This is a genomic window from Cohnella endophytica, assembly GCF_003628305.1.
GTDB lineage: Bacteria > Bacillota > Bacilli > Paenibacillales > Paenibacillaceae > Cohnella > Cohnella endophytica.
Window position 1 is genome coordinate 1 of the sequence record NZ_RBZM01000004.1, and the last position, 26146, is coordinate 26146.

At 42.4% G+C, this 26146-nt stretch carries 24 protein-coding genes and 1 pseudogene; 24 read left to right on the plus strand and 1 reads right to left on the minus strand.

The window, feature by feature from the left end; all coding sequences use genetic code 11:
* Positions 1-178: 178 nt before the first annotated feature.
* The 16 genes and pseudogenes from D7Z26_RS06665 (at position 179) to D7Z26_RS06735 (ending at position 20544) form a co-directional block, all read left to right on the plus strand.
* Positions 179-616, plus strand: coding sequence for a hypothetical protein (locus tag D7Z26_RS06665; protein ID WP_120975298.1), 438 nt, complete (start codon positions 179-181; stop codon positions 614-616).
* 493 nt (positions 617-1109) lie between these two features.
* Positions 1110-1421: a hypothetical protein gene (locus D7Z26_RS06670; protein WP_120975299.1), complete on the plus strand. Its 312-nt coding sequence runs from the start codon at positions 1110-1112 to the stop codon at positions 1419-1421.
* A 68-nt stretch (positions 1422-1489) separates the two neighbouring features.
* A complete protein-coding gene (locus tag D7Z26_RS06675) occupies positions 1490-3169 on the plus strand; it encodes an extracellular solute-binding protein (protein ID WP_233566696.1) in 1680 nt (559 codons plus the stop codon).
* Positions 3170-3465: 296 nt separating this feature from the next.
* On the plus strand, positions 3466-5448 hold the full coding sequence (locus D7Z26_RS06680; protein WP_120975300.1) for a galactose-binding domain-containing protein: 1983 nt from the start codon (positions 3466-3468) through the stop codon (positions 5446-5448).
* 419 nt (positions 5449-5867) lie between these two features.
* Positions 5868-7601 carry an extracellular solute-binding protein gene (locus D7Z26_RS06685; RefSeq protein ID WP_325050437.1) on the plus strand — a complete coding sequence of 578 codons (1734 nt, stop codon included), beginning with the start codon at positions 5868-5870 and terminating at the stop codon, positions 7599-7601.
* Between the two features lie 68 nt (positions 7602-7669).
* The gene (locus D7Z26_RS06690; protein WP_120975301.1) at positions 7670-8560 is read left to right on the plus strand and encodes an ABC transporter permease; all 891 of its coding nucleotides are present in this window, start codon (positions 7670-7672) and stop codon (positions 8558-8560) included.
* A gap of 17 nt (positions 8561-8577) precedes the next feature.
* Positions 8578-9462 carry a carbohydrate ABC transporter permease gene (locus D7Z26_RS06695; protein WP_120975302.1) on the plus strand — a complete coding sequence of 295 codons (885 nt, stop codon included), beginning with the start codon at positions 8578-8580 and terminating at the stop codon, positions 9460-9462.
* Between the two features lie 80 nt (positions 9463-9542).
* Positions 9543-9914 (plus strand): annotated as a pseudogene (locus D7Z26_RS28070) (response regulator); the annotation flags it as partial.
* A 399-nt stretch (positions 9915-10313) separates the two neighbouring features.
* A complete protein-coding gene (locus D7Z26_RS28075) occupies positions 10314-10616 on the plus strand; it encodes a helix-turn-helix domain-containing protein (RefSeq protein WP_407643494.1) in 303 nt (100 codons plus the stop codon).
* 140 nt (positions 10617-10756) lie between these two features.
* Complete coding sequence (locus D7Z26_RS06705) at positions 10757-12304, plus strand: sensor histidine kinase (RefSeq protein ID WP_325050445.1); 1548 nt, start codon at positions 10757-10759, stop codon at positions 12302-12304.
* A gap of 29 nt (positions 12305-12333) precedes the next feature.
* Positions 12334-13896 (plus strand): MGH1-like glycoside hydrolase domain-containing protein, encoded by a 1563-nt coding sequence (locus D7Z26_RS06710; RefSeq protein WP_199731674.1) that lies wholly within the window; start codon positions 12334-12336, stop codon positions 13894-13896.
* A gap of 46 nt (positions 13897-13942) precedes the next feature.
* Positions 13943-16417 carry a glycosylhydrolase-like jelly roll fold domain-containing protein gene (locus tag D7Z26_RS06715; RefSeq protein ID WP_120975305.1) on the plus strand — a complete coding sequence of 825 codons (2475 nt, stop codon included), beginning with the start codon at positions 13943-13945 and terminating at the stop codon, positions 16415-16417.
* A 41-nt stretch (positions 16418-16458) separates the two neighbouring features.
* Complete coding sequence (locus D7Z26_RS06720) at positions 16459-17487, plus strand: glycoside hydrolase family 88/105 protein (protein ID WP_120975306.1); 1029 nt, start codon at positions 16459-16461, stop codon at positions 17485-17487.
* Between the two features lie 571 nt (positions 17488-18058).
* Positions 18059-19033, plus strand: a complete 975-nt coding sequence (locus D7Z26_RS06725; protein WP_120975307.1) for a hypothetical protein — start codon at positions 18059-18061, stop codon at positions 19031-19033.
* A 189-nt stretch (positions 19034-19222) separates the two neighbouring features.
* Positions 19223-19882: a hypothetical protein gene (locus tag D7Z26_RS06730; RefSeq protein WP_120975308.1), complete on the plus strand. Its 660-nt coding sequence runs from the start codon at positions 19223-19225 to the stop codon at positions 19880-19882.
* Positions 19879-20544, plus strand: a complete 666-nt coding sequence (locus D7Z26_RS06735) for a hypothetical protein (protein WP_120975309.1) — start codon at positions 19879-19881, stop codon at positions 20542-20544. The genes D7Z26_RS06730 and D7Z26_RS06735 overlap by 4 nt, the downstream gene beginning before the upstream one ends.
* Positions 20545-20627: 83 nt before the next feature.
* On the opposite strand, the gene D7Z26_RS06740 is transcribed toward D7Z26_RS06735, so the two are convergent.
* Positions 20628-21479: an ATP-dependent DNA ligase gene (locus D7Z26_RS06740; protein WP_120975310.1), complete on the minus strand. Its 852-nt coding sequence runs from the start codon at positions 21477-21479 to the stop codon at positions 20628-20630.
* A 127-nt stretch (positions 21480-21606) separates the two neighbouring features.
* Between D7Z26_RS06740 and D7Z26_RS06745 the strand changes: the two genes are divergently transcribed.
* The 8 genes from D7Z26_RS06745 (at position 21607) to D7Z26_RS06785 (ending at position 26131) form a co-directional block, all read left to right on the plus strand.
* The gene (locus tag D7Z26_RS06745; protein ID WP_120975311.1) at positions 21607-21834 is read left to right on the plus strand and encodes an alpha/beta-type small acid-soluble spore protein; all 228 of its coding nucleotides are present in this window, start codon (positions 21607-21609) and stop codon (positions 21832-21834) included.
* A gap of 106 nt (positions 21835-21940) precedes the next feature.
* Complete coding sequence (locus D7Z26_RS28080; RefSeq protein ID WP_120975312.1) at positions 21941-22189, plus strand: LexA family protein; 249 nt, start codon at positions 21941-21943, stop codon at positions 22187-22189.
* 190 nt (positions 22190-22379) lie between these two features.
* A complete protein-coding gene (locus D7Z26_RS06760; protein WP_120975313.1) occupies positions 22380-23645 on the plus strand; it encodes a DNA polymerase IV in 1266 nt (421 codons plus the stop codon).
* Positions 23642-24115 (plus strand): hypothetical protein, encoded by a 474-nt coding sequence (locus D7Z26_RS06765; RefSeq protein ID WP_120975314.1) that lies wholly within the window; start codon positions 23642-23644, stop codon positions 24113-24115. The genes D7Z26_RS06760 and D7Z26_RS06765 overlap by 4 nt, the downstream gene beginning before the upstream one ends.
* Positions 24116-24120: 5 nt before the next feature.
* Positions 24121-24387, plus strand: a complete 267-nt coding sequence (locus tag D7Z26_RS06770) for a YolD-like family protein (protein ID WP_120975315.1) — start codon at positions 24121-24123, stop codon at positions 24385-24387.
* Positions 24384-24575 (plus strand): hypothetical protein, encoded by a 192-nt coding sequence (locus D7Z26_RS06775; RefSeq protein ID WP_120975316.1) that lies wholly within the window; start codon positions 24384-24386, stop codon positions 24573-24575. Before D7Z26_RS06770 ends, D7Z26_RS06775 begins: the two co-directional genes overlap by 4 nt.
* A gap of 49 nt (positions 24576-24624) precedes the next feature.
* The gene (locus D7Z26_RS06780) at positions 24625-25026 is read left to right on the plus strand and encodes a hypothetical protein (protein ID WP_120975317.1); all 402 of its coding nucleotides are present in this window, start codon (positions 24625-24627) and stop codon (positions 25024-25026) included.
* A gap of 508 nt (positions 25027-25534) precedes the next feature.
* The gene (locus tag D7Z26_RS06785) at positions 25535-26131 is read left to right on the plus strand and encodes a hypothetical protein (RefSeq protein ID WP_120975318.1); all 597 of its coding nucleotides are present in this window, start codon (positions 25535-25537) and stop codon (positions 26129-26131) included.
* Positions 26132-26146 lie beyond the last annotated feature (15 nt).

Here is a 26146-nt window from a genome sequence, read left to right on the forward strand (position 1 = left end):
AATCGGTTTTTTTCAAAAAACCTAAATATGGGGTTTTTTGTGCTTTTTTGTTTGCCCCCCCCCCCCCCCCCCCGTCCTACAGGTGTAATACGAAACCGTCCTGCATCAATTAATTTAATAGAAGAGACTCTGTATATCAGAGTCTCATTTTTTTCTCAATGAGAAGGGATGTATTAAGATGAAATTTTTTATATTTATATATTGTTTCCTCTTGTTAATTACTGGGTGTCAAAGCCAAAGCAAGGAAAATAAGCCTTTCGAAAAGGAAATGTCATCCGATTTATTTACACTCCTAGTTAAAATAGAAAAAATAGAAAAATCAAAAATAAATGTTCATACGGAATTGGTGTATACAGGCGATCAATCCGTTAAGTTTGTTCACTCTGACCCATTAGTGGGTGTAGTCCTTGGAGATGGTTTAACTCGGCCAGAAATTGTGAATAGTTTTGTTGGTATCTCAGGGACATTAGTTAAAAATCAAGTACATAGTTATGATAAGGACAGAGTTTTTGAAATTCAGCCCGTAGATAAAATAATTTACACTGAGGCGTTTCTCACGAGTAATGATGAAAAGAAAGTAATAGATTTAGAAATAAATTTAGATGAAATCAAATGAAATTACGTAAAACATGCCTGCAATCAGACTGGCCGGTGTTTTACGTTGTAAACTTATGGGTGTTGAGCAGCAAACATATTATCCTTTTGTGAGAGACCGTCCTCAAATAAGAAATTAGTTGTAACCAATAAACGATCAATAGATAATGCAACTTTACAAAAAAGTGTCCGAAAATTAAAGGAGATTGATTGGTCATCAAGTGAACCTTTGAGAATTATTAAGGTTCTTCTGGGTTCCAGGACACTGTCCGAGGAAATTATTGAGCTCATGTCACTATAAAATGTAAACACACCGTATAGATTACTCTCTATACGGTGTGTTTATTTACTGTGTTATTTTTTAGTATCAACAAGATATGAATACTTCAGTTAAATCAAATCACTAGCGTTTTGTCGATAATGCTCTGGTATGAGATAATTGATAATTAATAGCGGTAGAGATCTTGGGGAATAAATATAAGTAGCACAAAAGTAGTTATGAATGGGATGATAAAATGACTGAAGATCAAAAGAATAAGAAACTTTTATATTTAAGGAGTCAAAGAGAAAATCCGACAGGTAACTACAGAAAGTATTTAGTTAATACATTCAATTATATTTTTAATGATTCAAAATTAAATGGGACGGGGTGGAGCAGAGCTGCTATTCGAGATATGATTAATTTTGTTTATGATGGCAACCCCGATCATATGGCCTTTAAGATGATTAATGAATACAAAAAAACTTTAAAAGACTTGGGGTATATTAGATATATCAAAGAAAATAACGAGTGGCGAACATACATTCAGAAAGAATTAGATTTCTAGAATCAATGCTTTTTCTTTGAAATTGAAAGGGAAATAATTACTTAAACAGCTGAAAGAAGGGCTATGGGTTGCGCATATACTGCAAAAGCGGCATGATTACAATCTGCATTGTTTTTATTCTAAGTGGGTGCCGTTTTTCCGGTCAAACCGACGACAGGTCACTCTCCGAAGAGGCAAAGGGACCATTCAGTAAATACGAACTGACTGTTCCGATCCGTATCGGAACATCGGTAGACCCGGCGGATAACAGTTTGCCTGCTGGCGACACACCGGGAGACAATATGTATAGTCGATATGTGAAAGACCAATTAAATATTGAGACGAATGTCTTATGGTTTGGATTAGACGGAAAAGACTACGATCAGAAAGTAAGTCTATCAATCGCCAGCAACTCGCTACCTGATGCGTTAACCGTTAATGATACACAGCTCCGCGAAATGGTAAAAGCCGGAATGTTGCAGGACTTGACACGGGCATACAACGATTACGCTTCACCATTGATGAAAGGACTAAACGACAAAGTGGAAGGCCGGGCTTTGCAGACCGCGACATTCGATGGTAAGTTGTATGGCATCCCTGGCATCAATGTTCAAGCTGATGGAGTCCATACGATGTGGATCCGCAAAGACTGGCTAGACAGGCTCGGACTCGAAGTGCCCAAAACGCTGGATGATCTGGAGAAGGTAGCAAAAGCATTCGTTGAACAAGATCCCGACGGTAATGGTAAAGACGACACCATTGGCATTTCCGGACCTCAAAGCGGTGGCCGACTGTATGGGACGTGTTTGAGCCCGACTAATAACACTTTCGGTTTCGATCCGATATTAAGTTCGCTCCATGCCTTTCCGGGATATTGGATCCAGGATGCTAACGGACAGCCGATTTACGGCTCGATTCAGCCAGAGATGAAAACGGCGTTGGGTAAATTGCGTGAATTGTACGCCAAGGGATTGATCGATCCAGAGATGAGCGTCCGCAAGGATGCGGCGGAGCCTGTCATTTCAGGTAGATCCGGCATTTTTTTTGGTCCCTGGTGGATGGGCTACTGGCCGTTGCCGGATGCAATAAGGAAAAATCCGAAGGCGAATTGGCAATCATATGCAGTTCCGCTTGACGCTAATGGCCGTTTCAATGCTCATATGCCTTCGACTACTCATAGCTGGGTCGTTGTCCGTAAAGGTTACGAACATCCAGAAGTGCCGGTGAAGATGCTGAATTTGCTCGTTCGAGACGAAGGACCGGTTTTCTACTCTTGGACAATTAGTGCTGGTAACTATCCGCTTCGTGTCGTGCAAGCAGCGGTGGACGAAGAAGAGTTCACTGCTCAGGCGCTTCGGGATGTACTTATGGGAACGAAACAACCCGTGGATTACAACAATTTGCCGGAGTACAAGCTTCTGAAGAGCGACTTGGAGAACATCAAAAAAGTGAAACTGGAGCCATACGACAAGTTGGATATCGACGCTTGGAATACGTTGGCTGACCTGGGGGCATGGAGCCGGCTGTACTCGCTGATGGTTGGAGTTCCTTACTACAAAGGAGATTACGACAAGGTTTACAGCCTGACCTACTCGCAGACGAAGACGATGGAGAGCCGATGGGCGAACCTGAAGAAACTCGAAGACGAGACGTTCCTCAAGATCATCATGGGGGTGGCTGCTCTAGACGACTTCGACAAGTTCGTCGCCGACTGGAAGAAGCAGGGAGGTGATCAAATTACGCAAGAAGTAATGGCAACTTTACGCTAGCAAGTTATTATGTGAAGTTCCAGACGTGTAAATGTTTCCTCTGTTCTTATTGACTATTGTCATCTTAAACGATAGACTTTTGTCCGATGCGTTGGGGTACATCAATCTGTAAATCCCAAGTGCACAAGCATTTGTCACAATAAATACGAAACCACTTTCTGCACAGGAGGGTGGTTTTTTTATGTTAGTTTTTAATAAGGCTAGAAATTAACAGCAAAGGAATGGGCTTTTAGAATTGACATCTTGGTGATGCTAATAGTTTTAAGTTGCATTACAAACCAGGGAGGTAAGATTCTATGTTGACGAAGAGTTTGAAAAAAGCGGTAGTCTTGATCATGAGTGCCTTGTTAATGATTTCAGTCGGAATGGTAACCAATAAGGCGAGTGCTGCCCAAGTAGTTGTATCTAAAATTGTAACCGGTAGTAACGGAAAGTCATATGTGGAGGTTGATGGAATGCCTTTCATGTATGAGAACGTAGAAAACATGGGGACGTGGCAGCTAAAGGGTTTTAATGATAATGCAATTAACGGATACACGACTCCTTTGCCTCAAGACTGGCTTGAAAATGTATTTGAAAAAACAAAAAATGCAGGATACGGCATGATCAGTTTATTTCTAAACTGGAATGATATAGAACCAACATCTCAGGGTGTGTATGATTGGACACTAATTGACAAATATATTTCCTGGGGCCAAAAGTATAGTCTTCGCATAAGTTTTACTTGGATGGGCACAGATACAGGAGGCGGAACTAGATTGCCCGGTTATGGAGCTGGATGGGCTACTCAGGTTCCACAATACCTTCAAGACTGGTCGACATATTGGAATACGAAAGGAACACCACCAGCTAGCGCAAAAACTTCGCATTATGTATTCTATGCGACTAAAACGGGCACTGCTGGCACAAATCTTAAGACATGGGAGAAAGCTACTTTAACCGCTTTGTGTAATCATTTAGCTACAGCGGATACCACTCACAGAGTGATTTCATTAATGATTGAGAATGAAACGCACAATATTCCAGATAGTTGGATGTCTGAACTTGCCGCTGCAGTTAAGAGTTCAAATTATGTTATGGTAGTTGGTCAGCATCAGCAAAAACCCGATTATCGCGCTATTTCAAATTATGATTTTGTAGGTTTTGACGATTATAGCACAAGCATTTCAAGTAAATTGGGTTATCTAAATAGCTCACCTACTTCTTTAAAGGTCGAAACTGAATCCGGAGGAAATGCTGATAACCTGACATCAGTCACCGTTGCAGCGATTGCAAACAGTGGGTGGCTGCAAGCTTGGGAACTTAACGATGCTTTCGGAAATTGTTATCAATACGGTATGTACGAAACACCTAACGCAGATTACGTCAATTTTAAACCGGATTACTTAAATTGGACCCTTGGAACGATGCCAACTCTGAAATATGGTGCTCAGAAAAACAAACGATTACAGCTTGCTTTTAGTAATGGCTATTGGGTGATAGCTCAAGCAGCAGCTTCAGAAATGATAGCTTTTAATATCGAGACCGATAAACCTGTAGCCAGCTATTTATCGATAAAGACTTTAAAAGGACAGAGTATTGGTTTTAAGTCTGATGCTGCAGATTCTAAAGGCAATGGTTCCGTTGGACTTGTGGTGAATAAGGGAAATTCATATTATCTCCTGTCTGATACTGGCACTACGGTTACGTATTATACCCGCGTCGCGCCAACTTCTGCTACTTATGGATATCAGGACACAAATGGAAATTGGGTAAGTCAGGGGAATGTTACGGTTACAACAAACAGCGACGGAACCTGGGGTATTCCAGTCAGCGCCTCTCAGGTGATCAAATTGGATTTACCTGCAAGTTCAGGGAATTCCGCTACTTCAGCAACAGCATCGGCTACCAGTCTTCATTCTGGATCAGTTGCGAGTTATGTTAATGATGGGACCACTAGTACTTCATTAGTTAGTGCTGACAACCCAACATTCCCATACTATGCTACATTGAGTTGGAGTACAGGACAGACAATAAATGATGTAAATGTAAAAACAATATACAGTCAAAGGCAAGCGCCTACAGACTATGATGTTCAAATTACAACTGACGGAAGCACATGGACGACAGTGGCTTCAAAAACAAACTTGACTTATTCATACAGTGATGGAACTGTTGAAACAGTAGATATACCCTTTACTTCCAGATCCAATGTTAAGGGTTTAAGACTTAAAATTAACGGAGCGAATTTATATTATAAACATGTGGTCATCTCTGAACTAGAGACATATGGAAACTAACTAACTACTAACTAACTAACTAACTATCTATGTAGGAAAATAACGATATCGACGTAGAGTCGTCAACAGGTTTACAAGTACAAATCTATTCACACAGAGAGCTGCCACAAATCATCATTGATGAGTGATGGCTCTCTTATTTATTAATGAAGAAATGGGCGAATCTAATTACGCAAGATAAGTAAGTAACTCTATTGGTAGCGCCAGAGATGTCTAAGATTTCACTATTCATGTTGACATTTGTCGTCTCATACAATAGGCAATTGTCAGATTCATTGGCAATGGCTTTATTATTAAGGCGATGAATGCGTACATTTGTCACAATAATCTCGAAACCGCTCTCTGCACAAGAAAGCGGTTTTTTTATGTTAGTTTTATTAAGCAAGTCCAAACAAATTAAAGCGAAAGAAGGGGTATGGTTGAAAAGGAAACAGATGTTGCTTTTAATGCTTGTTATTTCCACTGTTGCGCTGAGTGCTTGCAACAACAAGACTGGGGATTCGTCACCGAGTAGTTCAGTAGAGAGCAGCGCTTCCGCGACTGCAACTGCAAGTGGTACTTCGGAAGCTTCTGAAGCGGCTGATCCGTTCGGCAAATACGACCAAGCGATTACCATCAATATCGGTAAAGCGGTAGATCCATCGGACAAATCATTACCTGCAGGTGACACTCCTGAGAATAACGAGTACACCCGTTACATCAAGGAAAATTTGAACATTGACACCAAAATCGCCTGGACCGCGGCAAACGGCAATGACTATGACCAGAAAGTAAATTTGTCAATTGCAAGCAACTCGCTTCCAGACGCTTTGGTCGTAAATGACACGCAGTTGCGCCAAATGGTGAAAGCCGGCATGCTAGAAGACTTAACGCAGACTTTTAACGATTACGCATCGCCGCTGATGAAGGAACTCAATGACAAGACGGAAGGCCGAGCTCTGCAGACTGCGACATTCGATGGCAAGCTCTACGGCATCCCTGGCATCAGCGTTCAAGCCGACGGAGTCCATACGATGTGGATTCGAAAAGATTGGCTAGACAAACTCGGTCTCGAAGTGCCCAAAACGCTTGACGATCTCGAGAAAGTAGCGAAAGCGTTCGTTGAACAAGATCCTGATGGAAATGGGAAGAAGGATACCTTTGGCATCTCTGGACCACAAAGCGGAGGCCAACTTTATGCGACGTTTTTGACGCAGACTAACAATACATTTGGTTTTGACCCGATATTCAGTTCGCTCCATTCTTATCCGGGATATTGGCTCAAGGATGCTAACGGACAACCGGCCTACGGTTCGATCCAGCCCGAGACGAAAGAGGCATTGGCCAAATTGCGGGACTTTTACAGCAAAGGGTTGGTCGATCCGGAGATGAGCGTCCGCAAAGATGCTACGGAACCTGTTGTCGCCGGAAAATCTGGTATTTTCTTTGGTCCTTGGTGGATGGGTTACTGGCCGCTTCCGGACGCGATCAAAAATGATCCAAAGGCGAACTGGCAGTCGTACACGCTGCCGCTCGATGCAAACGGCCGCTTTAATGCGCATATGCCTTCGACAACCCATAATTGGGTCGTTGTTCGCAAAGGGTATGAACATCCAGAAGTGCCTGTGAAAATGTTGAACTTGCTCGTAAGAGACGAAGGACCAAAATTCAGTTCTTCGACCGTGAATATTGCCAACTATCCACTGCGTGTAGTACAAGCTGCGGTGGACGAGTCTGAGTTCAGCGCACAGGCGCTCCGGGACGTGCTTGCAGGAACGAAGCAACCTTCGGATTACGCTAATTTGACGGAGTACAAACTTCTGAAGAACGACTTGGAGAACATCAAGAAAGTGAAACTTGAGCCATACGACAAGCTGGATCTTGACGGTTGGAACCCTTCGGCCGACCTAGGGGCATGGAGTCGGTTGTACTCGCTCATGGTCGGAGTTCCATACTACACAGGGGATTACGACAAAGTTTACAGTCTGATCTATTCGCAGACGAAAACGATGGAGAGCCGCTGGGCGAATTTGAAGAAACTCGAAGACGAGACGTTCCTCAAGATCATTATGGGCGCGTCCCCGCTGGACGACTTCGATAAATTCGTAGCCGATTGGAAGAAGCAGGGCGGAGATTTAGTTACTCAAGAGGTAGCAGAAGCCGTTCAACAATAAAAAGTTAAAAGAGAGCGCCGGCGTGGTCGGCGCTCTCTCTAAAATAGAGAATCCGGGGAGTGATGTGAATGAGAAACCGCGCTTTTGTAAAACACTATTATTTAATGCTAATTCCCGGCTTCGCATGGCTAATCTTGTTCAGTATTGTTCCGATGTTCGGAATTGTGATCGCGTTCGAAGATTTTAACCCAACACGCGGATTTTTTCGATCGGAATGGATTGGGTTGGATAATTTCGAATACTTGTTTCTGATGAATGACAGCAAGACGATTTTCATCAATACAATTGTTATCGCGGTAGGCAAAATCGTTTCAAATCTCATTGTTCCCTTGACTTTCGCCTTATTGTTGAACGAACTTCGGGTGACAGTATTAAAGCGATGGATACAAACAATCGTCTACATGCCTCATTTTCTGTCTTGGGTCATTCTATCGGGGATTCTACTGGACGTGTTTTCTCACAATGGACCGGTCAATGGAGTTCTAGCAATATTTGGTATTAATCCGATTATTTTCTTTGCGAAGCCTGGTCTTTTCCCTTTTCTAATCATTGGAAGTGATACATGGAAAGAATTTGGGTTTAATACCATTATTTACTTGGCGGCACTTGCCGGTATTAATCCCGCGCTTTATGAAGCTGCTGCAATTGATGGTGCTGGACGATTCAAGCGCTTGGTGCACGTCACGCTTCCGGGGATTTCAACGACTATCGTCCTTTTAGCCGTGCTCAGCCTGGGGAATGTGCTGAATGCTGGTTTTGACCAAATATTCAATTTATACAATCCGATCGTTTACTCGACAGGAGATGTTATCGATACTTGGGTATATCGAACTGGTCTCCTGAATTTGCAATATGGACTGGCGACCGCAGCTGGATTGTTGAAATCCGTGATCAGCTTCGTGCTTATCGTTGTCTCCTACACGCTCGCATCCAAATTTGCTAACTATCGCATTTTCTAAAAAAGGGGGGGCAGTTCATGGTCCAGGGAAAAACGTACTCATCTAAAATTTTCGATATTTCGCTTATCATCTTACTATGCCTCATCGCATTTTTTTGCGTTTTACCATTGTGGTATACACTCGCAGTATCTCTTAGTGAAAAAGCAGCTGCTACCGCAGGAGAAGTTCGATTATGGCCAGTCGGATTCAATATGCATTCGTATAAGCAGATAGTTGGAGACATGAAGTTTTTTCACTCGTTTCTGATTTCGGTTGAACGAGTTAGTTTAGCCGCAATTGTCAACTTTGTTATTATTGTGTCGATGGCTTACCCTCTCTCCAAAAGTACGAAAGAATTCAGAATTCGTAACGTTCTCATGTGGATATTGGTCTTTGCAATGTTGTTCAATGGCGGATTAATTCCTTGGTACATGACCATTAAATCTTTGAATCTTATAGATAGTATCTGGGCACTTGTGCTTGGTGGCGGACTTCCGGTCTTTAATGTCATACTGGTGATCAATTACTTCCGTAATTTGCCGAAGGAGATGGAAGAGGCTGCTTTGGTGGATGGCGTAGGACCGTGGAATATGATGATTAAAATGTTCATTCCTTTATCTGTACCTGTTTTGGCTACCATCTCTTTATTTACAATCGTTTATCATTGGAACGAATTTTTCAACGGACTTGTACTGACTTCGAAAGGTGACCACTATCCACTTCAAACGTATATCCAACAACTGGTTGTAGTCATCAATACACAGACAATGACAGAGGATCAGCTCAAGACGTTGAACGAAATGTCCAATCAGACGCTAAATGCAGCGAAAATCTTCATTGCAATGATTCCCGTGTTGGCGATATATCCATTCCTTCAAAGGTTCTTCATTCACGGAATCACTCTGGGATCGGTTAAAGAGTAACAGTTAAATACAAAAAATGATGAGAAAGGGGACATGGATCGAATATAATTTAGCTAGCAACAAGAGGAGGCGGTTTTGCCATAACTAATGTTCTGGTGGTAGATGACGATCGACTGGTACGTAAGGGGATTATCTCGGCAATGCCATGGCGGGACTTTGATATGGAAGTGGTCGGAGAAGCCGCCAATGGTACCAAAGCGTTAGAGTTCTTGGAGTCCCATGAAGTTGATCTATTGTTGACAGATTTGGCTATGCCAGTCATGACAGGAATTGAATTGATGAGGGAAGTGCGTGAGCGATATCCGCATATTCACATTGTCATCCTGACTATGCATCAGGATTTCGAATATATTCAAGAAGCACTGCGCCTTGGTGCCATTGACTATATTGCGAAAGTGCAGCTTGAGCAGGAAAAATTCGATAAAGTGCTGGAACGAATTGCGAGCAGAATCCGTACATCTCAGCCAACAGTGAAAGATAGGGAAATCGCCAAAGTAACCGACGAAAACGGTAGCTTCTATAATGATGTTTCTGAAGAAACACTGAACCAGTGGAAAAAAGCATTGAAATCCTTCGAATGGATTCAGAATGAAGCGTTGTTTCGTACAATCTTAGAGGAATGGAACGCGGTGAGACTGCCGCAGACGAAGTGGGTCACACTACTTGCAGAATGGGTATACGATTGGAACCGTGTGTTTGAGTCAGATAAGTCGATGATAATCAAATTGCCAGCAAACGGTGAAGAGATTGGTCAATGGCTCACTCGAATCCGACAGGACATCCGCGACCATATTCGAAAGCGGAATGTTTCTCCGGAGGTGGGTGCTGCCGTCATGAAAGCGATCGATTTTATGCAAAACGAACTGAACCAGCAGGTCACTGCGGCGGATATCGCTTCCCGAGTTGGCATAAGCAGAAGTTATTTCAGCCAATGTTTTAAAGATATCGTTGGGATCACCTTTAATGATTATTTGCGAAAGATTCGAATTGAAAAAGCGAAGACTTATTTAATCGGAACTGGGAAGACCGTTCAATGGATAGCCGAGAATACGGGTTATATGGACGAAAGGTATTTTAGTCGGATTTTCCGCGACCAAACCGGGAGTCTTCCAAGCGAATTTCGAAAATCGTTTCGAGACGGGGGATCGCGATGACTTTAAAGAAAAGGATCGTGATCCTTTTTCTTCTATGCTCCATGATTCCATTCGTTAGTATTGGCCTAATTTCCTTTTTCACACTAGACTCTATACTCTCTAATAAGGTCAAAAAAGGGTATGAGAACAATTTGGCGCAAGTGGAGATGTCCCTCGAAAATACTTTTACCAATTTGAATCATGTTTCGCAACAGCTAGCTTTTGAAGGTACGATTGGCCAAGAGCTTAATGAGTTATTGCTTTCCCAAAAGCCGTTCGAACGATCACAAATTACAGAGCAGTTGAAAAGTCAAATGAGTCTTGTCACTTTTACGAATCCGAATATTGGGTTGGTTTTGTATTTCTTTACTTCGAATAATAGCATTATGTTCGAGAACTCCCCCGTCAAGGATGGATTTAGTTTGGAGAAACTCCCTCTGATGGCGAAGTATTACGGCATAAGCTATTACGGTCCGCATATCAGCAACAGCAGGTTCGATAACCAGTTTGTTTTATCTGCTCTTCGCAAAGTGGATTTACCAAATCATGATGATGTTTATATCTATATCGAGAGCGGACTGCACCTTACCCAGAATTTGTTCGATAGTAATCAATATAGCAGCGATCTTTCCCATCTTATTCTGGATAATGATGGGAGGATTGCTTATACCGACTTACCTGAACAGTACAGAAGAAACGATATCTTTTCGAATAATCAGAGTGGCATGGCGTCCGGATCGGACAATGCGAACTATTGGTTTAAGATTAAGAGCGCGCAAGGCTGGAGTATCGTATCAGTTGTGCCCAAAACGAAATACAACATGGAAATCAACCGTTGGTACGTTCAAATGACGATCTTTACGTTATTCTTCACTTTGATTGTGTTCCTTTTAGCCATATTACTGTGGAAAATGCTTTATAAGCCATTGAATACGTTCAATAGGGAGATTAAGCAATTTTACCAGCATTCAAATCACACTCATTTTGCTATCGTTCCTACCCGGATTCCCGAATTCGATCACCTGCTCCTGCAGTTACGATCAATGAAGGAACAGATTTGGGAATTGTTTCGTGAGATTGAGAACAAAGAGAGGGTAAAGGCAGATCTAGAAGTAGAGAAATTGCTTTATCAGATAAACCCTCATTTTCTCATGAATACGTTAGATACAGTACATTGGCTCGCAGTTATGAACGGACAAACAGAAATCGATAAAGTTACGCTTGCGTTAAACAAACTCCTTCATTATAACCTTGGTAAACTCGGTCAAACTTCCACAATCGGAGAAGAAGTGGAAGCATTAAATCAGTATTTGATTCTTCAGCAAATTCGATATGATTTTCAATTCGATGTGCAAATCTTCGTGAACGAAGATACGATGAATACTGTGATTCCGCGCTTTATTTTGCAGCCGCTTGTAGAAAATTCGCTTTATCACGGATTAAGTGACGACGGTTATATCCGCGTGCAAATCCAAATGACGAATCATATCGAGATCATAGTCCAAGACAATGGTGCAGGGATGTCACCGGATACGATCCATCAGTTGTTAAATACAACTCAGACAGCTCAGCGCAAAGCAGGGTTGGGAATCGGTATGAACTACGTTAAACGGGTGCTTGCTGCCAAGTATGGAGATGCAGCAAAGTTGGACATCCAAAGCGAGCCGGGAATCGGAACGATGATAATCATGATATTACCAGCCAATTGATAAAAAACAGATGACGAGGAGAGAGTTCTATGATTTTGAATACTGAGAAATTCCGCTCTTACATTGATCGCTTCTCCGGTATGGACGAAGAGACCGTAATTCAGCATATTGATAACGTCCATGCATGGGAGTGGCTTAAAGAGCAAATGCCGCTGTTCGAGTGTCCCGAACACGAGTTGGAAGAAACATATTATTTTAGATGGTGGGTTTACCGCAAGCATATCAAATTGACGACTGACGGATATATTGTGACAGAGTTTCATCCTGACGTAAATTGGTCTGGTAAGCATAACTCCATCAATTGCGCAGTAGGTCATCACTTGAACGAAGGGCGTTGGCTGAAGCACAATGGTGATTTCTTAAAGGATTATATTTTGTTTTGGTTTCGTGGGGGAGGAAGTGTACGATCTTACAGCTCATGGATAGTTGATGCTGTTTGGAATTATTCGAAAGTAAGCGGTGATTTCGCATTCGCCATAGAACTCCTTCCGGATTTCGTCAACCATTATCGAGCATGGGTCGCCTCGCACTTGAACGATAGCGGTTTATTTTGGTCGCATGATGATCGAGATGCGATGGAACTCTCCATCAGTGGGTCGGGTCTGCGCCCAACGTTGAATTCTTATTTGTATGCGGATGCAGTAGCAATCTCGAAGATTGCTAGAATCGCTGGAAATCAGAAAGTATTAAACGAGTTTGAAGCTTATGCGCAAAGGCTGAAGGAACTTGTTCATACCAAACTATGGGACCCACAAGATGAGTTCTTTAAAGTCGTGCCGCTAGCTGATGCAAAGTCCAACGTGACCGAGTGGAATTTTGACAAAATGGATGCAAGCACAAATGTGCGCGAACAAATCGGGTATATTCCGTGGTATTTTAATTTACCTGATCATGGCTATGAAGTTGCATGGAAACAACTGATGGATTCAGAAGGGTTCCTTGCGCCGTATGGTCCGACAACTGCAGAGAAACGGCACCCTAGGTTTATGTACGAACATACCCATGAGTGTCTGTGGAATGGTCCTTCTTGGCCATTCGCCACGTCACAAACTTTGACGGCTATGGCGAATTTGCTGAACAACTACGTCCAAACCTACATCAGCGAAACGGATTATTTACAATTACTGCGGACGTATGCGGCGTCGCATTACCGTGTATGTGAGGACGGAACCCGAGTTTCTTGGTTGGATGAAAACCTAGACCCATATACGGGTAAATGGCTGTCGCGTCGTATTCTAGAGTCTTGGGGATGGAGAGAAGATAAGGGAGGTCGAGAACGCGGTAAGGATTACAACCATTCTACCTTTAACGATCTAATTATATCTGGACTTGTTGGTATACGGCCTCGTGAGGATGACGTGCTTGAAGTTCGGCCACTGGTGCCGGTTAACTCATGGGATTATTTTTGTTTAGATAATTTGAATTACCGTGGACATACAGTAACAGTCCTCTATGATCGCGACGGGACGCGTTATGGAAAAGGACATGGACTACGCGTTTATTTGAATGGTATTGAATGCGCATCTGGAGAGTTGGGCGGCACTTCATTGGAAGTTTTATTGAAGCAAGTAGGAGCGGAGAGCAGGGCATGAGGCATGATCAACGCATTCATGATCCTATACTAACGAGGCACACAATATGAAAGAATTCGAGTTAATGAAACAGCAATTTATTGACCCGCCAGTCGAATTCAGTCCGATGCCGTTCTGGTTTTGGAACGATGAGTTGTCCAAAGACGAGATTGTTCGTCAAATATATGACTTTCACTCTAAGGAAGTGGATGGTTTCGTCATTCATCCAAGAATGGGGCTTCCGCGGGAAATGCCCTACCTCTCAGAGCCGTACATGGAATTAGTCGAAGTAGCTGTTGCAGAAGCTGCGGCATTGGGAATGAAAGTCATCCTTTACGATGAGGGGATGTATCCTTCCGGTTCTGCATGTGGAATGGTTGTGAAGCAGAATCAAAATTATGCCAGTCGCGGATTATTGCTGCAAGAATATCCTTGTGGGAATGAAGGCGGTTCTATATGCGTTCCGGTTACAATTCTTCCGGGAGAGTCTCTTGTATCGATTCAAGCTGTTCGTATGACCTCCCGTGAAGAGATTGCAGCGGAAAGAGTGCTTATACTCGAAGGAGGAGGGGAGAGTGTAACTTTCACTCCTCCTGATGGTTCCGGTGAGTGGTCGGTCCTCGTCTTTATTGAAACCTATACTAAAGGTAATATCCGTGGCATCCATCACGGTCAGGATGACGATGAGACAAATGCGCCTTTAGCAGCCGACCTGCTGAATCCGGACGCGGTTCAGGCATTTATCTCATTGACACATGAGGCTTATTATCAGAAGCTCAGCCCGTATTTTGGATCAACCGTAATCGCCATGTTCACCGACGAGCCAGATTTACTTGGGCGTGGTCATCGAGAGGGATTAAAGCCATGGACGCGAGGTTGTTTGGAGGAGTATCTCGCGGCTGGGGGTCAGGAAAGTGATCTGCCAGCACTATGGTTCAGCATTGGAGAGAATACGCTTCATATTCGGCACAAATATGAAGCGATGATCAGGAATCGGCTCTCTCGAACGTATTACAAGTCTCTTGCTGATTGGTGTGATGCGCATGGTATCGGGTTGACCGGGCATCCGGCGGGCAGTAACGACATCGGTCTTCTCAAAGACTTTCATATCCCGGGACAGGACGTCGTATGGCGATATATTGCACCGGAGGAGGACAAGTCTCTCATCGGTGATCATAGCACAATGGGTAAGTGTTCGTCAGACTCTGCACGTCATCGAGGCAAAAGAAGAAACCTGAACGAATGCTTCGGTGTGTGTGGAGCCGTTGGTGGCTGGTCTCTAAGTGCGGACAATATGAAGTGGTATTTGGACTGGTTGTTTGTAAGAGGTGTCAATCTGATCAGTCCGCACGCTTTTTATTATTCTATCCGTGAGGAGCGCCGTGACGAACGACCACCAGACGCTGGACCTAATAATATTTGGTGGTCGGATTACAAACTGTTTTCTCGCTACATCAAGCGGATGAGTTGGCTTATGACAGACTCTATGAACTGTACGGAAGTGGCGATTTTGGCTGGCGCCGCATACCTACCATGGAGAATAGCAAAACCAATGTACGAAGGGCAAATTGAGTTCAATTATTTAGAAGAAGATCTGTTGCGTAGTTCTTGCGATTACAACAACGGTGTGCTTGAAATTTACGGGTACATGTATAAAGCACTTTTGATAGAGGATGGTCGGCAGGTGGCTCCATCAACGTGGAAGACACTTGAAACTTTTGTAAAACAAGGTGGGATAGTCATTGAACTGAATGATGGAAGGAACGAGACGTCTGACATCGGCCAGTTGAAAGTCGACGATGAGGAGGGAATTCCAAAAGTTCTAGCCGACAGGCAGTGTAGATCATTTGTAATTGAACCCGCATCCAAATCCATCCGAATTAGCAAGGTGACAAAGGAAGGCATTCTATTCTACGTTATCGTTAATGAAGGCGAGGCAAATTATCAAGGCATATTGCGTTTGAAGCATTCAGGTGCGGTGGAATATTGGTATCCTTGGACAGGTGAAAGCGAACCCGCAACGGTTGCCCAAGCAGACGGGGAACTGATCATCGTAGTAAACATGGAGCGCAGAGAATGTCTTGTCGTTGCTGTCGACCCAAGCAGAGACAGTGAGATAACGAATGTGTGCATGAGAGGAAATTCTGTGCGCCTTCAGGAGCTATCAGCTGGCTGGTGTGTGCTTGATGGACCATGGACTGGCGAACTGCCAGTTCTATCTTCATGGACGGATTGGCAGGAAATGGAGCATTTTTCGGGTACGGTTATTTATGAGCGGCGTTTAGAGATCGGCGAAATGGATATTCAAGACGGGGTTCTGCTGAATCTCGGTGATGTGCAAGAAATTGTCCGGCTATGGGTTAATGGAAAGGATATGGGCGTACGAATGTGGAGTCCGTACGTTTTTGATCTCGAACGCGAGCTGCGACCAGGTATAAACGTACTACGCGTTTCAGTAACCAACAGCTTGGCAAACCGTTATGATGGCAAATCACTGCCGTCTGGTATGCTCGGACCGGTAGAGCTCACCCGTAAATCTTAAACTCTCGATGTAGAATTGGTTGGTATGGAGGCTATAAACGAATGAAGATTCAGACATCCGCTCATGATTTGAGAAAAGTTGCGGGCCAAATAGCAGATTTTACGTTCGGAATGGATTTGACTTGGGACTGGCCAGGTGGTGTTGCGTTCTACGGAGTATGTCGGGCTTACGAAGTAAGCGGCGAGAAGGCACATTTAGAACGGATGGTCAACTGGGTCGATGATTATATCGAGGTAGGTCTTCCAAGTTGGACTGTGAACACTTGTGCGATGGGGCATATGCTGCTCACCCTCTACGAACAGACCAATGACCCAAAATATCTCGATATTATACTGAGTAAAGTCGATTATCTAGAGCATCGTGCATTAAGGTTTGGGGACCGGGTTCTACAGCATACTGTGTCGACCAGAAACGATTTTCCAGAGCAATGTTGGGCGGACACCCTGTTCATGGCAGCGTATTTTATGTTGCGCGTCGGCGTCATGTTGAAGGAGAAGCGATGGATCGACGATGCACTGCATCAATTCTTCTGGCATATCAACTATTTGCAGGATGAGAACAATGGTCTATGGTATCACGGATATAATCATATAAATAAGGATCACATGTCTGAGATTCACTGGGCACGAGCAAACGCTTGGGCGGCATATACGATGTCCCGTGTGTCAAGGGAGATTCCTGATGGTTATTTGTATCCTAGTATGATGCATATCTGGAGTTCAGTGCGAGATCAGCTTGCTGCACTCAAAATGCTGCAAAAGGAAGATGGTCTCTGGGGCACAGTGCTAGATTACCCAAGTGCTTATGGTGAAGTATCGGCGACAGCGGGCATTGCCGCCTCTATGGTGATACATGGAAATCCGCTGCATTCGAAGTATATTCAAAAGGCATTAGAAGGCTTGTTTGAAAATATAGGAGAGAACGGGCGGGTCATGAATGTATCCGGCGGAACCGCTATTATGAACGATATCGAGGGGTATCTCGAAATTGACTGTAAATGGGCTCAAGGCTGGGGTCAGGGGCTTGCACTCGCGTTCCTTGCTGCAGTCATCGAGACAGTTGAAAAGTAGACAGGATCTTGGAACATATTGGCGATTGTATAATGTTATTCGAGCGCTCAGTCATTTGGACAACACAGGCTCAACACTATCCTGCGACCGCATCGATACACAAGATACTTTTACTCTGCTGGAACGGCAATTTATGCAATCGTGATCGTTGAAATGTTTCCACGAACAATTAACTTCAAACTGGAGTTCTAAAAAAGATCTTTCTCTAGTATAGCTACTCATATTTTCGCGGTAAATCATTTAAGTGGTCGAACAATTAATTATTGTCTATAATGCATAAACGTATTTGACGAAACAGGATACACCCTAATGCTAGATTTAGCACATTATATATTGGAACTATGCCCTGAGCCTCTAATTGACCATATTAACTTTGTAAACCGTTGCCAAGTTGAGAAGAGAAAGTCTGGCCAGTTTTACATTTAGCCCGTGGGCTTCGGTCTCGGGCTCTTTTGTCGTTTGATTGCTACTAAATGATAGAGGAACAGATATTCCGATTGCTAAAATAGGTAAAATATCGGAAGATATAGGAAAGATATTTGTCGAATAAAGTAATCGGAGGAGTTCATCGGTGATTTCCTTAGCGGCCTTAAAAAATATACAGATTCAAGAATTTGAAGATTTTTTTAGAGAACATAAAGTTCCAAAATGGACCGTAAGAATATCAGCGGGTTCAACTATTCAGAAATATGACAAAGTAAGACAGATAATTCAAGAAGAACTTGCTTTAGAAAAACCAAGCTTTACATATGATGAAATTGATGAGTTTATCTTTGAAAAGCTTTTTTATGCTAATTCTAATTATCAGATGGTATTTCGGTATAACAGCTTCTTTGGGGATGTCCATTTAAATAGTGACGAAGTGAATGAATATCTCGCACAAAACACCAATATTGAGTATCTTAAAAACTTAATTAATTGGGTCGACAATACTGATTTAATCAACCTTTGCACTGTGCGTTCCGAATTTACAACAAGGCGAACATTAAAGGCAATTCATATTCTCCTACGAATTGACACACTTGATCAATTATATGGGAAGAGAGTCGCTTTCTGTGGAGTTACCGTTAATGTCCGTCAACGACTTGTCATTTTGCGTTTCAGCCACCAACAATTTGAGTTAATAAAAACTGAGCCATTAAAGTTAATTAAACAAATTCTAGATACTCTTGGTGGTATAGGTACTGAGGGCAAAAAGTTCGAACCATTACAATTGAATATTAACCAGATAAGCGAGGATGATTCAACTTCGGCTATTTATGAATTGTTTGCTGAATTGAGTTCTGAAGCTGAGGAGATACTACATAGTCGTGTAACCAAGGAAACGGAAAAGAAAATTGTTTCTTTTTTAAATGACTTGAAAGTAAAGGAGGTTAAAAAAGAGTACATCGAACAAATAAAGAATGTGGTATATCAAGATATCGCTGATTCAATGGAAGATACAGCATTTGAAAAAGGGTGGATTTTTAAATTTCAATTCCGTGAAGGAGACCATACGAAAGCGTCATCTCGAAACGACAAACGTCTCCCAGTATATACAGCGTAAAGTCTTTTTGGCAGTTAAAAGAATTGATACATAAAACTCAGGCGATGCATGAAGCAGGATTTCATTGGCATATTAATGAAAAAGCTGGTGATGAACAATTCGTTGATGTACGTATTGAGTCAAAAAATGGTACAATGATACTGCATTATTATTCTCAAATGAGGAACAAAAGAAGGGAGAAGGAAGATTATGTTGTACGAAAGGTTAGTGCATATTTATAACACAACCAATTGTCGCAAATACTATCCTGTCTCCTCTGTTGATAATTTGTACAGATTTATTCAACAATCTCTAGATCAGCGAAAGAAGAATGTAAGTCCTTATGGATTCGCCAATTTTTCGGGCTTTTCAGTTGAAAACTCGATTCAGTTCTTCATGTATTTTTCTAATCGAGACGGGATTTTTGATATCATTTATTTCTTTGAGTGCTCTAAGCCAACTTGTGGAAACAGAGTATACTTATCTACAGATGACTTGAATAGCGGAGATAATATGATAAGCTGCGACGAATGTGATAAAGAGTACATTGTTGAAGATATCCAAGAATTTATAAAAGCGTACTATGCAATTAGAAAAGAGTTTCTCTTGGGGGTCCCAAGAATTGCAGTTACGGATACAGGAAGAAAAGATCCCAATTCAACATTCCAAGTGATAAAAGGATTAACCGATGATTTAAAGTGGGACTCCCCTTCATCTTTAAGTAATCACCTTCGAGGTGACGATGAAGGGGAGTGTACCGACCCCGTCACACTTGATCAAATAGTTAAAGGAAATATTGATAATTCAGGAGAAGCAATCTCAGATGCAGTTCAAACGTTTCTCGACAAAATGTATCAGAGGTACGAATGAAGAAATTCTTTATTAATTATGGATTAATTACGCTTGGCGCAGCATTAGGTTGTTTCATATCTTTTTTGATAATAGCAATTTTTATTCAAGAACAGTTGTTTGAAAAGCCTTTAGATACTATATGGCTAGGGCTTTTTGGTCTGTCTGGATCCTTAATTGGGAGTATTATTGGCGGTATTGCGGCGTACTTTGTTGCTCAAGTTCAGATACAAAGTCAAATTAACAATGAGAAGAAGAAAATCGAGGACTCTCAATTGACTTTAGCAGTCATCGTAATTGAAGAATTGAAGGTAAATAGAAAGTTTGTTGAAATTATGTTAGAGGCTGTTCCTCAAGAACTGAAAGATAGAGAAAGCATTGCGGCGAGTATGGTTGATGACATTAATACTGAAACAAAAGAAGCATTGACATTGCTTTTAGAGGAAATCCAAATGAATTACTTGCTTCAAATACGTATCAATTTAACTGATTTGAAGTATATTCCTATCCATAGAGCGATTCAAAGACTTGTTTCAATACAAAAGGTTGGATTTAACTTAGTTTCATTAAGACAACAAAGATTCATATCAAGCGGACTGAAACATATTCGTGAAGAAGCAAATGAGTATTTAGCAAGCTTAAAAAGTCTTGACGATCTGGTTTACCCTAAAGAAAATGATTAAGTAATGTTTTTGATGAAAGAAAAATTTCCATATAAATAATATCACTGTCACTTTGACGTAGATTCGCAACTTTTAAATTAATCCTAAATTAAAAAATCAATAAATTCCGGAGTCCTAAGCATCCCCGCTAGGGTCCAATTACGGAACCGTACTTGAGCTGCAATCTTAGGCTCGATATATACGAAATCACGATCCTCTCCAGTTACTAATCCCTTTGTTACTCCGTAAAAGGCTTTCTTGTGCGCTGATGGGACGGCAAACTCCAGAATTCCAACAGGTTTATTACGGTGCTGTAGAAGCCAGCCGAACTGGTTTTTTCGGTATCCAGCGATCTGTACCTCGGCATAATTGTAGTTAATGATTTTGATCCAGTTAGAATCCCGTCGGCTCACGTACTTGCTATTCTTTCGTTTGGCGACGATCCCCTCGAGTTGCTTCTCCTTAATCGCGGTGAACATCGAGTTGCCGGCGCCCTCTATATTAATTACCTTACTGAAATGCCTATTCTCCGTCAACACTTCCGTAAGTAGCGATTTACGTTCCATCAACGGTCGGCCGCGCAAGTCTTCACCGCGGTACCGCAAAATATCGAAGACGAAAAATACAACTGGTTGTCTTACGGATGCTTCCGTAATAGCCAGCGGCTTCTTTGTTATGAACCGTTCCATAACCATTTCGAAATCGATTGTACCTGTAGCCGGATTTATACACGCGACCTCACCATCCAAGACAACGTCTGTTCCATCTTCGATCGGCACGTTATAAAGCTCCGGGTATTGCCTGGTTACATCGTTATTGTGACGTGTGAAGAGGCGGACGATACCATTTTCCATAGAAAGAATCAGACGGTGGCCGTCGATCTTAGGTTCGAATATGTACCGCTCATCATCGAATGGTTTTTCACGTTTTTCAAGTAACATAGGTACTAAAAACATGGTATCTCCGCCTTTCTTGTCCCATAATTGTAGCATCGGACAACTTGCAGATAACCCGGTAAGTTTATGCATAGCAGGAAAGTAGGGGATGAATAATACGTGGTAAATCGTGGAGGTGAAAATCATAATGGCAAGCGATCGTAACAGCCAGCTCGTTGTTCAGCAATCCCGAAAAGCGCTCGATCAACTAAAATTCGAAGCATGTCAGGAGCTCGGTATCACGATTCCGCAAGATGGCTACTACGGGAACATGATGACCAGAGATACTGGCCGGATAGGTGGTAACATCACTCGGCGCTTGGTACAAATTGCGGAGCAGCAGTTGGCCGGACAATCTAATCAATTCAGCCGTTGAACTAATAAAAGCAGGAGGGATGACCTCACTGCTTTTTTTATCACTTGCATAAGAACATATGTTCTGAATATAATAAGGGAACAAATGTTCTTACTGGGGTGATGGATTGGTTGGTCCAACGAAAAAGCAATTACTTATAATCGATCAGATCGAAAAGCATATTGCGAACCATAAATACTCTCCGACAGTAAGAGAATTAGCAGCAGTAGTTGGCATGTCCTCATCAAGTACAATGCACGCTCACTTGTCCAGCATGCTAAAAAAGGGATTAATTGAGTGGGAACCGACACGTCCGAGAACGCTTAAGGTCCTGAAAAAGGATAATGTCAGCAAGAATCATTCCTTGGGGAGTTGAGGGCTTATGCAGAAGTACACTGGGAAATCAGTTACGATCATTTACCAAGATCGTAAAGGCCAGATCACTCAAAGACGAATCCTTGTCCGTTCAGTAAGAAACGACGTCATACTTGCCTACGATCTCGATAAGCGAGCGCCTCGTAAGTTTGAAATCAATCAGATACTGGCACTGCAGCCGGTGAGCCGTTATGCCTCCTAATAAAGACAGGACGATTTTTCTAATCGATGGGCAATCGTTTTACGCTTCATGTGAAAAGGCAGCACATCCCGAACTGGCAAACAAACCTGTTGCCGTGGGTGATCCAGAACGTAGGAGTGGCATTATACTCGCTGCCTGTCCGATCGCGAAGTCAAAGGGCGTCACTACGGCTGAACGAGTAGGGGAAGCGATGGCTAAATGTCCCGACCTTGTTGTAATACGCCCGCGAATGCAGCGGTATATAACGATATCCTTATTGATTACGGAGATATTTGAGTCATTTACGGACCAGGTTGAACCATACAGTATCGACGAGCAATTTTTGGACGTTACCGGCACAATTGGACAGTTCGGATCGGCGGAGAAGCTTGCGAATCAGATTCAAGAGCATGTCCGGCTATCAACTGGCGTATGGTCCCGGGTGGGGATCGGACCGACCAAGATCCTCGCCAAACAAGCGACCGATAACTTTTCGAAGAAAAGGCCTGACGGGATATTTCGGTTAGATTATGACAATATAGAGCGCGATCTATGGCCGCTTCCTATACATCAAATGTTCATGGTAGGATCCCGCATGACCAAAAATTTCATGTATATGGGACTTCAGTCGATCGGGGATGTTGCCAGAATGCCGCTACCTGACTTCAAGAGGAGATTAAGGCAGCGAATGGGCAAACAGTCGGATATCCAAGCTGAATACTACTGGCAAACGGCCCGCGGAATTGATCCGAGTCCGGTCGTGGCTTCCATTCGTGGCGATCTAAAATCAGTCAGTCACGGCAAGGCGCTACGGAGCAGTCTTTACCGCAAATTGCCCGATATCGAAGTTGTGCTTCTGGAATTGGTTGTAGAGGTATGTCGGCGGGCAAGGAGGCACGGATATCAAGGTCGGGTCGTTTCCGTGGGAGCTGCCGAGACAGACGGTGAGCGGTCGTCGGGGTTTGGACGGCAATTGACTTTGCCTCATGCCACTTCACTCACACACGAAGTAGCTGAAGCTGCTATGAAGCTGTTTACTGAGAACTGGCGGGGCCTTCCTGTGAGCCATCTTTATATTTCACTCACACAACTCTCCGACGATAGCACGTATCAACTTACACTCTTTGACGATCGGGCAGCGGCATACGACATTGAGCGGGCAACGGATCAGATAAAAGATCGTTATGGAAGTGGAGCAATTATGCGCGCTTCGTCACTGTTGGCATCCGGTGTGGCAAGAGAACGATCCGGTCAAATCGGAGGGCACTACAAATGACAAAACTAGACGGTAACGAACGTTGGAAATCTAAGATGTTGTTAACCGAGCACCAAGAGCAATATCAGGACCGCCATAATAAAGCACCTACAGGCAAGGCGACGATCGAAGAGCTTAAACTCATTAGGGATTCGATCTTGTTCCCTCATATACTTACAATGACTCAAAAAGGTCTCGACGAAATAAGTGGCTCTCGAATAACTCTGCATCAAATAATGGCTCAATTTATGCGGGCTTTGATGGATAGAGTTAGCCTCGAGTCGTTCCATGTGCGCCGGGAATTAAAAACAAAAAGTATAAGAGTCATATCTGACGAAACAATCGACGAGATCGTTTATAATAGGTATATTTGCCGTGGATATAACGAAAAATTTGGAATGACACGTGAGGTTATGAGAACTGAGATAGCTAAGCATATTTCAAGAATGGCTAAAGATATCCTTGGCTTCGAAAGTAATACAAAGGAGTGAGCAACATGCCACCAGTGGAAAAACCAAAGAAGAAATCTAAAGATAAAAGGCCAACGCGGGACGAGGCGATACTCGAAGAGATCGGTGAAAGGTTGGTTGAGGCTTTAAATGAAGAGTCAGAAGTGATCCTTACTATTTGGGGATGGGATGAGCCGGTACACGGGCTGATCGTCGCATTGGATGCCAGGACAAAGCTAGTGCATGTTCAGAAAAACGGTGAGATAACCAAAGTTCCCTTCATGGACATTATGAAAATAGGAAGTCCAGAATGATTTCAAATCATGTTGGGGACAAGAACATACATCCATTAGAAGCCGCGAATAACGCGGCCTTTTGTTTTAACGATGCAGGTTCTGTCCAAGGCTTAGGACAAGAACTTACATTCATTCCCGATGCAGGACAAGAACTTGCATTGCTTGCCGAAATCACCACGGGCAGGATAATGCAACTAATTCGGTAAACCAATGTCTAACTATTGGTAATAATTGCGTGGTTATGGAGGTGTTTGAATGCTTAAAAAATATTTTGTAATAATAATTTTATTTGGCACTTGTTTATTACTTGTTGGATGTAATCCAAGTAAAGATGAAGTGGTTCAGAACTTAATGCCTGAAAAGGAATTGAACTATGCTTATGCCCTTCAGGTGTTTTGTTACCAAGTAGATGTTAGAAAAATAGGGGATGAACTTAATCGTTTTCAGAATTCATCACCAGATTTGCAAAAAGAATTTCAAGTACAGCTATTGGCTATTGACCAAGAAATAATTAAAAAATGGGCGCATGCTTTGGGCATTAAAAAATTCCCTACTTATCTCATACTCAATAAAGAAGATGGAATTGTTCTACAAACAAAGGACATGGAAATGGCAAAGAAATATCTTACAGAACATTCAACTAACGGCGAACGATAGTTCAACAAAAACAGGTTTCCGAATTATCGGAAGCTTGTTTTAGAACAACCACTTTGTACTGGCTGGGTTTATGCAATTTGAGAATGGGGTGTTATGAAAGTTTAATTGTGGATGTCAAAGTGAATATTGAAAGTGATTGATTTAAGGAGGTACAAATTACAACTCAAATGAAGCTTCGTTTGACAAAAACTGGCAGTTGGATCAGGACTTGCTTCGCAATTCAAATCTGCCTGCAGATATATGATTGCATCTAAAAAATGCTTTACCCCTTCTGGAACGACATGTAAAACGCGTCAAACAAATGCGTTGCCCTCATTATTGCATTGTCTGGTGCTCTTTTATAGGTATCTAAATTTGCATATTACTCCAATGACAGCATTAGTAGCAGTGTATATCCAACAAGGGTATTTGTTGAATTACTCCGAATTTTAGTCCTTTTTTTCAAGGAATGAACCTTTCTCCTTACGGGCAAGCTTAATGATAAACCTTAAGAAAGGATTTGGATGACATGAGCATTTTCATTTCCAAGTTGTTACTCGTCTCAATGATGTCAATTGCGCCAATACATGAATCAGGTAGCCATCTGTTGTTGAATAAGGTTTCAATTTCAGAAGTGAAGCAATATTCTTTATCCGAAGCAATTAGTGAGGAATTGAAGTCTGCTTATGACAAAGGGCAGCCCCTAAGAAAAGGGTTCAAAAAGTTATCAGGAGAAGTTTCAAATCTTCATATTTTAGAAAATAAAGATGAGACAACAACCTTCTTTAGTTTCATGCTTAACAGTAAACTTCGTTTAGGCATGGCCGAGGTTGTTCTAGCGAATAATGGTTACAATGTTATAAACAGAACTGAGATCAATGTCAATAGTAAAATTCCTCTACAAGTGATGTATAATCGCATTTCAACATATCCTATTCGAGTATTTGGGGCAATAAATGATTCTCGAATAAAAACAGTTGAAATTATATTTAAAGACAAAACATCAATTAGCATCGCTCCTACATATGGGGAATATTTCTTTGAAATAATAAAAAGAAATATCCGTGACATTGAATCGATCGTTGGATATGATAAAACAGGAAAGCTTATTTATACAGTTGAATAAGCAACGGGAAGATTG

Bases quoted from the DNA above. Each gene is read 5' to 3' on its own strand.
- D7Z26_RS06695 (WP_120975302.1), top strand. From the start codon at position 8,578: ATGGTCCAGGGAAAAACGTACTCATCTAAAATTTTCGATATTTCGCTT.
- D7Z26_RS06670 (WP_120975299.1), top strand. From the start codon at position 1,110: ATGACTGAAGATCAAAAGAATAAGAAACTTTTATATTTAAGGAGTCAA.
- D7Z26_RS06740 (WP_120975310.1), bottom strand. From the start codon at position 21,479: ATGTTTTTAGTACCTATGTTACTTGAAAAACGTGAAAAACCATTCGAT.
- D7Z26_RS28075 (WP_407643494.1), top strand. From the start codon at position 10,314: ATGCAAAACGAACTGAACCAGCAGGTCACTGCGGCGGATATCGCTTCC.
- D7Z26_RS06770 (WP_120975315.1), top strand. From the start codon at position 24,121: ATGCCACCAGTGGAAAAACCAAAGAAGAAATCTAAAGATAAAAGGCCA.
- D7Z26_RS06720 (WP_120975306.1), top strand. From the start codon at position 16,459: ATGAAGATTCAGACATCCGCTCATGATTTGAGAAAAGTTGCGGGCCAA.
- D7Z26_RS06775 (WP_120975316.1), top strand. From the start codon at position 24,384: ATGATTTCAAATCATGTTGGGGACAAGAACATACATCCATTAGAAGCC.
- D7Z26_RS06735 (WP_120975309.1), top strand. From the start codon at position 19,879: ATGAAGAAATTCTTTATTAATTATGGATTAATTACGCTTGGCGCAGCA.
- D7Z26_RS06765 (WP_120975314.1), top strand. From the start codon at position 23,642: ATGACAAAACTAGACGGTAACGAACGTTGGAAATCTAAGATGTTGTTA.
- D7Z26_RS06680 (WP_120975300.1), top strand. From the start codon at position 3,466: ATGTTGACGAAGAGTTTGAAAAAAGCGGTAGTCTTGATCATGAGTGCC.
- D7Z26_RS06780 (WP_120975317.1), top strand. From the start codon at position 24,625: ATGCTTAAAAAATATTTTGTAATAATAATTTTATTTGGCACTTGTTTA.
- D7Z26_RS06715 (WP_120975305.1), top strand. From the start codon at position 13,943: ATGAAAGAATTCGAGTTAATGAAACAGCAATTTATTGACCCGCCAGTC.
- D7Z26_RS06710 (WP_199731674.1), top strand. From the start codon at position 12,334: ATGATTTTGAATACTGAGAAATTCCGCTCTTACATTGATCGCTTCTCC.
- D7Z26_RS06745 (WP_120975311.1), top strand. From the start codon at position 21,607: ATGGCAAGCGATCGTAACAGCCAGCTCGTTGTTCAGCAATCCCGAAAA.
- D7Z26_RS06760 (WP_120975313.1), top strand. From the start codon at position 22,380: ATGCCTCCTAATAAAGACAGGACGATTTTTCTAATCGATGGGCAATCG.
- D7Z26_RS06665 (WP_120975298.1), top strand. From the start codon at position 179: ATGAAATTTTTTATATTTATATATTGTTTCCTCTTGTTAATTACTGGG.
- D7Z26_RS06730 (WP_120975308.1), top strand. From the start codon at position 19,223: ATGTTGTACGAAAGGTTAGTGCATATTTATAACACAACCAATTGTCGC.
- D7Z26_RS06785 (WP_120975318.1), top strand. From the start codon at position 25,535: ATGAGCATTTTCATTTCCAAGTTGTTACTCGTCTCAATGATGTCAATT.
- D7Z26_RS06690 (WP_120975301.1), top strand. From the start codon at position 7,670: ATGAGAAACCGCGCTTTTGTAAAACACTATTATTTAATGCTAATTCCC.